The organism is Mucilaginibacter sp. CAU 1740 (assembly GCF_039839285.1).
Taxonomy (GTDB): domain Bacteria; phylum Bacteroidota; class Bacteroidia; order Sphingobacteriales; family Sphingobacteriaceae; genus Mucilaginibacter.
The window spans coordinates 635,546-645,809 of sequence record NZ_JBDOQS010000003.1; the positions used below are offsets into that span (position 1 = coordinate 635,546).

General features: G+C 43.3%; 7 protein-coding genes. 1 reads left to right on the forward strand and 6 read right to left on the reverse strand.

Going from position 1 to position 10,264, the window contains the following annotated elements:
• Positions 1-84 precede the first annotated feature (84 nt).
• The 5 genes from AAFN85_RS10245 to AAFN85_RS10265 all read right to left on the reverse strand — a co-directional run bounded on the left by AAFN85_RS10245 (position 85) and on the right by AAFN85_RS10265 (position 8,638).
• Positions 85-2,637, reverse strand: coding sequence for an outer membrane beta-barrel family protein (locus AAFN85_RS10245; RefSeq protein ID WP_347527103.1), 2,553 nt, complete (start codon positions 2,635-2,637; stop codon positions 85-87).
• Positions 2,638-2,918: 281 nt separating this feature from the next.
• Positions 2,919-3,728, reverse strand: coding sequence for a DUF4249 family protein (locus AAFN85_RS10250; RefSeq protein WP_347527104.1), 810 nt, complete (start codon positions 3,726-3,728; stop codon positions 2,919-2,921).
• On the reverse strand, positions 3,719-6,538 hold the full coding sequence (locus AAFN85_RS10255) for a TonB-dependent receptor (protein ID WP_347527105.1): 2,820 nt from the start codon (positions 6,536-6,538) through the stop codon (positions 3,719-3,721). Before AAFN85_RS10255 ends, AAFN85_RS10250 begins: the two co-directional genes overlap by 10 nt.
• A 367-nt stretch (positions 6,539-6,905) precedes the next feature.
• A complete protein-coding gene (locus AAFN85_RS10260) occupies positions 6,906-7,607 on the reverse strand; it encodes a LytTR family DNA-binding domain-containing protein (RefSeq protein WP_347527106.1) in 702 nt (233 codons plus the stop codon).
• Positions 7,607-8,638, reverse strand: a complete 1,032-nt coding sequence (locus tag AAFN85_RS10265; RefSeq protein ID WP_347527107.1) for a histidine kinase — start codon at positions 8,636-8,638, stop codon at positions 7,607-7,609. Before AAFN85_RS10265 ends, AAFN85_RS10260 begins: the two co-directional genes overlap by 1 nt.
• A gap of 332 nt (positions 8,639-8,970) precedes the next feature.
• On the opposite strand from AAFN85_RS10265, the gene AAFN85_RS10270 reads away from it, so the two are divergent.
• Positions 8,971-9,339 (forward strand): glyoxalase superfamily protein, encoded by a 369-nt coding sequence (locus AAFN85_RS10270; RefSeq protein WP_347527109.1) that lies wholly within the window; start codon positions 8,971-8,973, stop codon positions 9,337-9,339.
• A 270-nt stretch (positions 9,340-9,609) separates the two neighbouring features.
• On the opposite strand, the gene AAFN85_RS10275 is transcribed toward AAFN85_RS10270, so the two are convergent.
• A partial coding sequence (locus tag AAFN85_RS10275; protein WP_347527111.1) for an integrase core domain-containing protein occupies positions 9,610-10,264 on the reverse strand: 655 nt, incomplete at its 5' end.

Genomic DNA, 10,264 nt, shown 5'->3' on the forward strand with positions numbered 1-10,264 from the left:
AAAAGCCGGAAGCATCACGCTTCCGGCTTTCTCTTTTTATGCTATCTTGATTCTTTATTCTAAAAATCCTGCACCTAACAAAACCTATCGGCCGCCGGCACCTGGACCGCCCTGGCCACCGCCTTGATCACCTTGTTTCTGGTCGTCGTTGTTAACGCCTTTTTTCTGCTGGTTAGGGTTGCTGAAGCTTAGCTTACCAAAGCTGTAGCTAAACGTGATACCGAACGAGCGGAAAGGGAACGCGGTTGAGCTTGTTTGCGAAAAGCCCTGGCTGTTGATGTTTTGATCAAAGTGTTTATCCCTGGCAAATGGCTGAACGGTGTTAAATCCGATAGCCAGTTTTTTATCCAAAAATTGCTTTTTCATACCAAACGCGTAGATACCGAACGATGGGTTTGTACCCTGGATAGTTCTGCGCGATGAGTTGGTGAAACCAAACAATTCGGCAATGAAATTATGCGGAAACTGGTACGATGCACTGCCGAACATTGAGTACTGCCAGTAAGTACCGGTAGCCGATGAGTTTGAAACAAACACACCCTGTGGCGACGGGCTATAAGTAAACGCGTTGATACTTGCGCGGATGGTTAACGGTTTGATAGGGTTTATCGAACCAAAAAAGCTACCGCCCAATGAGTTATTTACACCAATGTTTGAATAGGTGGTACGTGTACCAATAACCGGTTTATTGTCAATAGTATCTATTATTGGTGTTGCTATACCCTCAATAAGGCCACTGGTATGTTTATAGTAAACCGAGAAATTTAATACCGACGATTTAATGAAGGTATTGTAATTCAACTCAACAGTTTGAGAGATCTCTGGCGACAGGTTGGGGTTACCCACTGTTTGGCTTTGCACATTACTACGGTTAATGAACGGGTTCAAAAATTGCAGACTTGGGCGTTGGATCCGTTTGCTGTATGATAACTTGATGGTTTGCGTACCTATTTGTTTTTGAATTGTTAAGCTTGGTATATAGGTAGTGTAGCTTGACGTAAATGGCTGTAAAGCCTGGAAATCCTCACTGTTAGCATCCTGGTAAGGGTTCCGCGGATCGCCTTTAATACGGGTATTTTCAACACGGCCACCAACCAAAATTGAATAGTTTTTTGGCAGCGTAAATGTTAACACGGTATAACCGGCGTAAACGTTCTGGTTATAATCGTACAGGTTTGAGTTTAACACGTCCCTTATTGGGTTATTACCAAAGTTATCGGTATTAAAAATATCGTAGGTACTATTAATACGGCGTTGTATGGTTTTACCACCGGCTTCAACTTTAAATATTTTGCTTACAGGTAATGTGTAATCGGCCTGGGCAGTATATTCGTTGTTTTTACCATTGTTATCACCTACCTGGCTTGGGTTAACAGCTGTAAAAATGCTGGTATAATCAGTAGTGATATCACTATGGCTCCACTGGCCCGATATTGTTAATTCGTGGCCCTCTTTTTTAAACTTGTGGGTGTAATCGATATTCCAATCAAAGCCACCAAAATGGTTATGTGATAATGTGCTGCCAGAATACTTTAACAGCGTATCATTCAGGGTACGGTTATAATTACCGCTACCATTGGTGTTAAAACCACCATCATTAAGCCTAAAGGTACTGTTAATGCTGTTAAAAGCGTTAAACTCATAACCTGCAGTAATTGAACCTATGGCACCATGCCTTTTAATGCGGCTTGATGTTTCATTATGGTTATGCAAATTAACAGCGGCTGTTGTTTGTGTTGCCGGAGTATTGATAAGCTGATCAAAAACCGTTGTTGATGTTTGCGGCCAGGTTAAGTTGCCACCAGCATTAATGCCCAAACTAAAGCGGTTTTTATTGTAGTTGAGGTTTAAGTTACCGTTGTTTTGACGTGTACCTACACCTCCACTTATTGAACCGCTAAGGCCCGATACATTTTTTTGTTTGGTGATGATATTAAGGATACCGCCCGAACCTTCTGCATCGTATTTAGCCGATGGCGAAGTAACTACTTCAATGCTCTTGATCTGATCGGCAGGGATGGTTTTTAATACATCCGATAAACTGGCCGATGTAGCACCCGACGGTTTACCGTTAATTAAAACTTTGATGTTTTGGTCACCACGGATAGATACGTTACCGTTAATATCAACGTTAACCAAAGGTACTTTCTGCAATACGTCGGTAGCGTTGCCGCCGGCGGCTGTAAGGTCTTTTTCGGCGTTGTAAACGATCTTATCGATCTTGTTTTCAACTACCGATGCCTGGCCAACGACCTGTACTTCTTTTAACGCGTGCGCGCTTGGCGATATCACTATCTGGCCAAGTTTAGCATCGGGTTTTGATGGAGTGGTTTCAACCGGATCAACATATTTGGTTGGATAACCGATAAAAGATATAGCCAGTTTGTATTTACCCGGCTTTATGTTGTCAATTTTAAAGTTGCCCTTTTCGTCGGTCAAAACACCGTTTATTGGTGATTTCCCGCCCGAACGGTACAAGCCTACCGACGCGTAATCCAATGGTTTTTTGGTAACCGAATCGATAATGGTGCCCGAGATCCTGCCTGTTGTGCTCGGACCGCCACCTCCTACCCCAAACTGGGCATGAGCCGATAACGCGAAGCAGAACAATGCAATAAGTATGTAAAAACGTTTCATTTAGTGTTATTTTGGTAATTGGAGGCGAAATTACCTTAAATGTTACACGTTGAAATTTTATTTTTTTACAAATTATGCAATTGTCATGTATAAGTTACACTCAGATGGCGAAAACCCTGAATAATGCAATTAGCGTTTAAACAGGCGTTTACAATGGGGTGACAAAAGGGGTATCTGAATCAGAATTTACAGAATTTTTGAATTTAACAGAATGGTGCGAAACCAAAATTTTTCATTCTGAAAATCTTATAATTCTGCAAATTCTGATTCAGACAATTATCTTACTGCGTAGTAACTCTCAAGTTCAAAGTATCGGCTTGCATAGCCGTAAAAATCCCTAACCCATTAACTACGTTGGTTGGCGTATTCACCAAACTCTGCGAACTGCCGCGGGTGTTGGTTGTTAGGATGTTGATATACTCGTCATTAACCCTTAGCAGTATCACTTTGTAATGTCCGTAGTATTTAAATGATGTTTGGGTAAGGTTGTATATCGCTGCCTTTTCGGTATTGATCTGGAAACTTGGCTTGTTGTTACTCCTCACGGCAACAATTTCAAAAGGATCGCTATCCAGATTTTTGAAAAGCAGCAGGTGCTGCAATGAATCAGGATTTGTCCAGGTAATTGTTTGTAACACTTTATCATTATAAGCCTGGTCGATACTATTGGGTACGTGAAATACGCTATCCGTAAGTTTAAAACCAACTGGTTTGCCCGGCATTATGGTTGATGCGCTTATGGTTGTATTATTATAACTAAACTGCATGGTATAAGTTCGGCCTGCAACAATAAAGGTGGTATCGCTGTAGGTGTAAGTACCACTCGCGCTTTCGGTAAGTTTAATGGTTTGGCTGCCGTTACTTACATTGATACTTAAACCTGTTAGGGCAGCACCATAGGTTGCCGTATCAGTCAAATCCTTTTGCTGGTATACTTTTACCGAAACCGGTTGCCCGGCAATAAGGTATGCCTCAACCACCGGCTTGTTTACCGCGCTTGTATCCGAACTGTTTTTTTTGCAGGCCGCGGTTATCAGTATAAGCCCTGCAAGTGCGCCTAATATATATCGTGTATGTGTTTTTATTTCCATCGTAAGCTTAAAGTTAGGTTGGGGGTAAAGCCGAGGTAGTTAACATTAGTAGTGATCACCTGGTTATTTTGCAGCTGGTATTCGCGGTACCATGAATTAACATGGTTATAAACGTTAAACAATGAGAAACCGATAGAGCCTACCTTTTTTCCATCTATTTTCAACAGATCGTAAGAGGCCGAAAGATCAAGCCTGTGATAGGCCGGTAAACGCTCGGCATTTTTATCGCTCAGGTTAATGTAAGTGATGGCGTTTCCATCCACCGTTTTAACTGTGTAAGTTGATAACGGCGCTGTGTACGGGTGACCGGTACTGAACAGGAAAGTGGCGGCAAAGTTCCATCGCTGGTAATGGTACATATTGATCCATTTAAATTCGTGGCGTACATCCTGATCGGCGTCGTAGTAGCTATCGCCGTAGGCCGAAAACTTGTTTTGCGCGTTAGCAAATGTATAGCTGATCCAACCTGTATAACGGCCCAGTTTTTTCTGCACTAAAAACTCTATGCCTTTTGTACGGCCCGTACCTTCATAAAATTGCTCCTCTACCGTTTGGGTTTGATTTTGGTTAAAGCTCATGAAGCCTCCGCCCGTTCCGGCAGGGCGTGTTTGCTGTACCGTGTATTGGGTAAGCCCGTTAAGGGTTTTATAGTATCCCTCCACGCTAAACAAAAAGCCATCATTTTCATAGCTGGTGCCCAGTATGTAATGCCTTGCCTGGCTTACGGGGATGTTGCTGTTGTTGGATAGCACCCAGAAATTCCGGTTGCCTCCCAATACGTCCTGCCTTATCACCTGGTTTTCGAACTGGTAAAACTGCCCGGTTGCGCCTTTAATTGTGATCTTATCTGTGAGGTTGTAGCTGGCTGAAAGTCGCGGCTCAAAGTATGGTTTTGATGTAGGGCCAAAGTAGGTTGCGCGCAAACCGGGCTGAATGTGAAATTTATTGTTTGGGTCGATAGCCAACTCAGTATATACACCGGCCAGCATAGCGCTGTTATGCTGATTGATGAGTTTGCTGGTATCGTTCTGCGTGTATTCGTAATCTATTTTTTTATAGTTTGCAAAGCCACCGAAAAGCAGTTTGTACTTATTACTGGCGGTCCATTCCCATTCCGATTTATAGCCAACATCTTTCAGGTTGTTGGTCTCCAAAGTACCGTTGCTCAGGGTATGCGAAATACCATTGGTATCTATTTGCGAAAAGCCTGACGAGCTGCGATTCCTGTCATTAAAATAAGATGAGTAGGTGATATAGTCGTTGGAGTACAGTTTTTTGTTCCACTGCCTGAACCATTTGATACTGCTACCCAGGTTACCGTATTTGGTGTAATCGGTAATATTGATACCGCTACTGCCCGACGACAGGAATGAAGGCAAACCTAATTGTCGGCTATTGTCCGTTTTATCAGTGCCGGTGTACAAACTCCATGATACTTTATCTTTTTGACTTATAGTGTAAGTGTACTTGGCATCAAAATCATAAAAGTACGAACTCGGGGTGATCTGGTTGGCAAAACCACCGCCTCCTCCACCGCCGAAACCTCCGCGGCCACCACCGCCGGTTGGACCACCGCCCTGCGTAGTAGAAGTTTGGTTAAACTGATTAAAGATCTTATTATAAAACGGGCCCTGGTATGAACGCCTTACGGCCAATAACAAGCTCGATTTATCTGACAATGGCGTTTCCAGGTAACCGCTGGCGCTCAGCAAGCTCAAATCGGTACCGATATTGGTTTCGTTTTTATTACCTTCTTTACCATTGATCTCGGTAACGCTGGAAAGCCTGCCGCCGTATTTGGAGGTAAAACCACCTTTATACATCTGCACATCTTTAATGGCACTGGCGTTGAAGGCGCTGAAAAATCCATACAGGTGATCAACCTGGTAAATGGTAAAACCATCCAGCACCACTAAGTTCTGGTCGGGCGTGCCACCACGTACATAAGCTCCGGATGATGATTCGTTAGTGCCTGCTACACCCGGCATTAACTGGAAAGCCCGCAATATATCCTTATCGCCCATGGTTGGTAGCTTATCCAAATTGGCCGGCGATAGTTGCAATACACCAACCTGCCTGCTATCGGTATTCATTACACCGCTTTTTTTACCGGTGATGGTAACCTCGTTTAAACTATTAAGCGATGGGAACAAGCCACAAATTAAAGTAGAGTTGAGTTTCTCGCTGCTCAGCCTGAAATAATCGGTTTGAAAGCCGGTGTATGATACTTCTACCACAGATGTATCTGATGGTACGCGGAACAAGGTAAAATAACCGTCGGAGTTGGTCATGGTGGTTAAATCCGTACCTCTTACCTTAACCGAGGCGGAAGGCAGCGATTCGCCTGTTTGCTGATCGATCACCCGGCCATTAACGTTGATCAAAAAATGCTTGGGCTTCGCTTTGGGGGCTTCAATCTCTTTAGCTTTTAACCCGGTGTTGGCCGCCTGCAAGGCCAGCTTGTTAAGTTTTTGCAAGCGGGCCAGATCGTCGGTGTTTTGGAGGATATAAATTGTCCCGGTAGACTCGATCCAATAGTGCAGACTGTTTTCGTTACACACTTTGGCTATAACATCTTTAAGCGGTTCTTCAAAAAAGTGCTCAACCACATCCATCTCATGCAAAGGGGCGCGTTCAAATACAATCCGTACCTGGTAGTTCAGGGACAGGGTATCGAGCAATTCATCCAAAGGGCAGGAGAAAAAATGGTTGACCAATATCTTCTTCAGTTTTTTTTGTGTTTGCTGTGCCTGCACGGCTCCGGCACAAAAAACAAGGGTAGTAATTAACAGTAAGGAAAGTCTCTTCATTAGGGGTACCATTTCTTCAGCACCGAAATTGCACCCTATTTTAGCGCTCCTGAAATAAAATCGACGAGATTAGGCTTTGTGTAGATAAATGGGGAGATTGTGTAGTGGGTGGGTTTGGTGGCTGGGGAAGCTTTTAATGGTGATTTACTCCGTCGCTCAGCTAAACTTAAGTATTGGAGTAGCGTTTTCGATTCCCTCCTTGGGGAGGGGCGCGTTGGATTGTGTTGTGGCAGGGAGGGGTTTATACGCCTTGCTAAAGAATATGTATAACGTAAAACCCCTCCCTACACCCTCCCAAGGGAGGGAATCGCACTTTCCCCACCCTCCTTAATTTAACCAGGAATTGCAGATTATAATATATTGGATTCTACACCTTCCCAATCATCCTGTTAATCACATCTCTATATCCATCGCTCAACGGAATTTCGGTATTTACCAGCTTGATCCTCGCCCTGCGCATTTGAGATACATGATCCAGATTAACCAAATACGATTTGTGTACCCTAAAAAACTGATCGGCAGGCAATTGCAGCTCTATAGCTTTTAGGCTGATACGAGATAGCACCGGCTTTTGCTGGTTAATAAGATGTACTTTGATATAATCCTTTAAACCTTCGATGTACTCCACCTGGTCGAAATTGATCTTCACCAAATTATAATCGGCATGCAAAAAGAAATAGTTTTTGGTAACCTGCTGAGGCACATAACTCCGGCGAAGTTCGTACAGATCAAGCGCTTTGTGGCAGGCTTTTAAAAACCTATCCAGCGGAACAGGTTTTACCAAATAATCTACCACGTCAAGTTCAAAACCCTCCACCGCAAACTTTTCATAAGCAGTTACAAATATTACCATCGGCTTCTGTGTAAGGCTGCGGATAAACTGCAACCCGTTGATACCCGGCATATAAATATCGCTGAATATCAGGTCTATCTGTTCGTTTTGCATGGCCAGTATCGCCTCACCGGCGTTGCGGCAACGGGCTACTACCTGTATGGTATTTACGTGCTTCAGGCTATCTTCCAGCAAATCGAGCGCAAGGGGCTCATCATCAAGTATTAAACATCTCATCATTTAAGCTCCAGTTGCAGCATTACTATATAGGCCTGCTCGTTTTTATTGATATATAAATTGTGTTTGCCGGGATACAGCAGTTCTAAACGCCGTTTCACGTTGGCTAAGCCGATACCCGATGCCGAATCTTTATCGATTTCCACCGGGTTATAAACATTCTGTACGCTAAAGCGCAGGTTTTTATCATCGGCAAATAAGGTTACGGCTATGCTTGGCGCTTCAATATCGCCGGTGCCGTGTTTAAAGGCGTTCTCCACAAAGGGGATCAGCAGCATCGGCTCGATAGTTTTTTCGGGCGCTTTAATGTCCGAACTATAGCTGATCTTCACTTGGTCGCGAAAGCGAAGTTGCTGCAGGTCGATATAGCTTCGCAGGTAATCTTCCTTTTGATATAAGGTAACCTTCTCTTCATCAGTTACATAAAGCATGTAGCGTAATAGTTTTGAAAGCTGGATCAAGGTAGGCTCTACGGCCTTTGGATTTAAGCGCGAAAGCGCCACCGCGCTATTGATCACATTAAATATAAAATGCGGACTGATCTGCGAGCGTAAAAAAGCCAGTTCGGAGATCAGCGAGGCATTATCAATATCTTTCTTTTTATTGATGATCTTAAACTGATCGGCCAGGTAATGGTAAGCAAAACTGCCTGCTGTGATTGATAACAGTGGAAATATCAAAAAATAATGCCCCGGTGGTCGGTGCAGAGGCATCCCGGGAAAAACCGGCTCAGGAAAATATGGCCGGGTATAAAAAAGGATGAGGTTAAGTACTACAAACGAGCATAGCAACAATACGAAGTAGAGACCTATGTTCTTTTTTAACACTTTGGGGATCAAAAAGAAAGCATTGAGGTAAAATTCGGCTGCAAGGATGAGATTAAACCTGATAATATGCCCGGTTGAAAAAAAAGTTTGCGAAAAACCGCGGATCTCGGGCCTGGAAATAATGGGGGTAAATATGATCAACGCCCAGAACAACAGGTGGATACACACTTCAATAATAAGGGCCGGCTTTACGCGTACAAACATATGGTGCTAAGGTAACCCCATTTTAAACCCGCATTTAATGTAATAGACGAAGGGGCCAAATGTGCCGACGAAAGTAAAATATCCGCAGCAAGAAAACATAGTACATCCCCTCCTTAAAAGCACATTTAACATCTATTAACATTTTACAAGTGAGGCATTTAAAAACACTGGTAGGTAGCGATAAATTCTCACACGAATTTTTACGAATTAGCGAATTACACGAGTTGATACTGAAGCGAATTTGTGTAATTCGATTAATTGTATCAGATTGAAAGTAATTGGTGTAGAAATTTCTTATTTCGACGTTAAATTTGTTTAACAATCATTTACCTATGTCGATAATAAAACCCATCATCCGCATTTTTGATTACGATAAGGCCGTCGAGTTTTATATCAACTGGCTCGGCTTTAAAACAGATTGGGAGCACAAGCCCGAAGGGGGACCGGTTTACATCCAGATCTCGCTAAAGGATGTGATATTGTACTTATCCGAGCATCATGGCGATGCCAGTCCCGGAAGCCATGTTGCTATTGATGATTTTACTGAGCTGCGCGATTACCATGCTCATCTCATCGCCAAAAATTATAAATACAATCGGCCTGGTTTGGAGGTACCAGAATGGAATGATAAAGCCATTATGATGACGGTGCATGATCCCTTTGGCAACAGGTTGACATTTAGTGAGGAGGTCAAGCAGTAATTTCTTCACTTGATTTTTACAACTCGCGCTCGTTTGTAACGAGTGCGTAACGTGGGTTTGCGTTTGTAACGCAAACCACAGGCGTTACAAACGCCAAACCATTTTAAGCGCTCGTTACAAACGAGCGCAAGAACAATGCAAGAAGAACAAACTCCCCCTCATGTCATTGCGAGGCACGAAGCAATCGCATGCTATACAGGGCGACCATGCTTCCGTGCGGTTGCCACGCTACGCTCGCAATTGTAAAGGTTAGATAATTCGGTAACAGAATTAGGGATTATTTTTGTTGTTTAGGGTAGCCATATCAATGGGCTTTTTACCATTAATCCCCTGATGTGGCCTTTCCCAGTTATAGTAAACGAGGTACTTGAGAAGTTCATCCTCGAGTTCTTCTAAAGAATCAAAATCGGTATCCTCGATTAGGTCTTCGTTAAGAGTTCGCCAGAAGCGCTCAACCTTTCCATTGGTTTGCGGTCTGTAAGGCTTCATATACCTGCGTTTGATCCCGGTTTCTATCAGCATTCGTTCAAAGGGATGGTTGCGTTTATTCTGGCTGACGGCTGTTCCAAATTCAGGCCCATTATCGGCAATGATTTCTTCGAACTGGATCCCGAATTCTCGTTTTAGTGCCTGCATACAATGTAAAGCAGTGAACATGGTTGTCAGGGAAGATATGTCTTCCATAACCTGAGCCCAGGCCAGCCGGGAATGATCATCCAGCACACAAAGTATGTAAAGTTTCCTGGTTTGACCTTTGATGACGCTCTTACTCAGGTGATGACAATCTATATGCCCCAATTGTCCCATACGTTCTTTAATGATTTTACGCTTTACTTCCTTATCAGCAGTGACCAAACGATTTTTGTTGTGCCGCCTGAGAATGTTATACACACCTGATGGTGATGGCGTAAATTTATTAGCTTTT

Coding starts and splice junctions, on each gene's coding strand:
- AAFN85_RS10245 (WP_347527103.1), bottom strand. CDS start 2,637: ATGAAACGTTTTTACATACTTATTGCATTGTTCTGCTTCGCGTTATCG.
- AAFN85_RS10250 (WP_347527104.1), bottom strand. CDS start 3,728: ATGGAAATAAAAACACATACACGATATATATTAGGCGCACTTGCAGGG.
- AAFN85_RS10255 (WP_347527105.1), bottom strand. CDS start 6,538: ATGAAGAGACTTTCCTTACTGTTAATTACTACCCTTGTTTTTTGTGCC.
- AAFN85_RS10260 (WP_347527106.1), bottom strand. CDS start 7,607: ATGAGATGTTTAATACTTGATGATGAGCCCCTTGCGCTCGATTTGCTG.
- AAFN85_RS10265 (WP_347527107.1), bottom strand. CDS start 8,638: ATGTTTGTACGCGTAAAGCCGGCCCTTATTATTGAAGTGTGTATCCAC.
- AAFN85_RS10270 (WP_347527109.1), top strand. CDS start 8,971: ATGTCGATAATAAAACCCATCATCCGCATTTTTGATTACGATAAGGCC.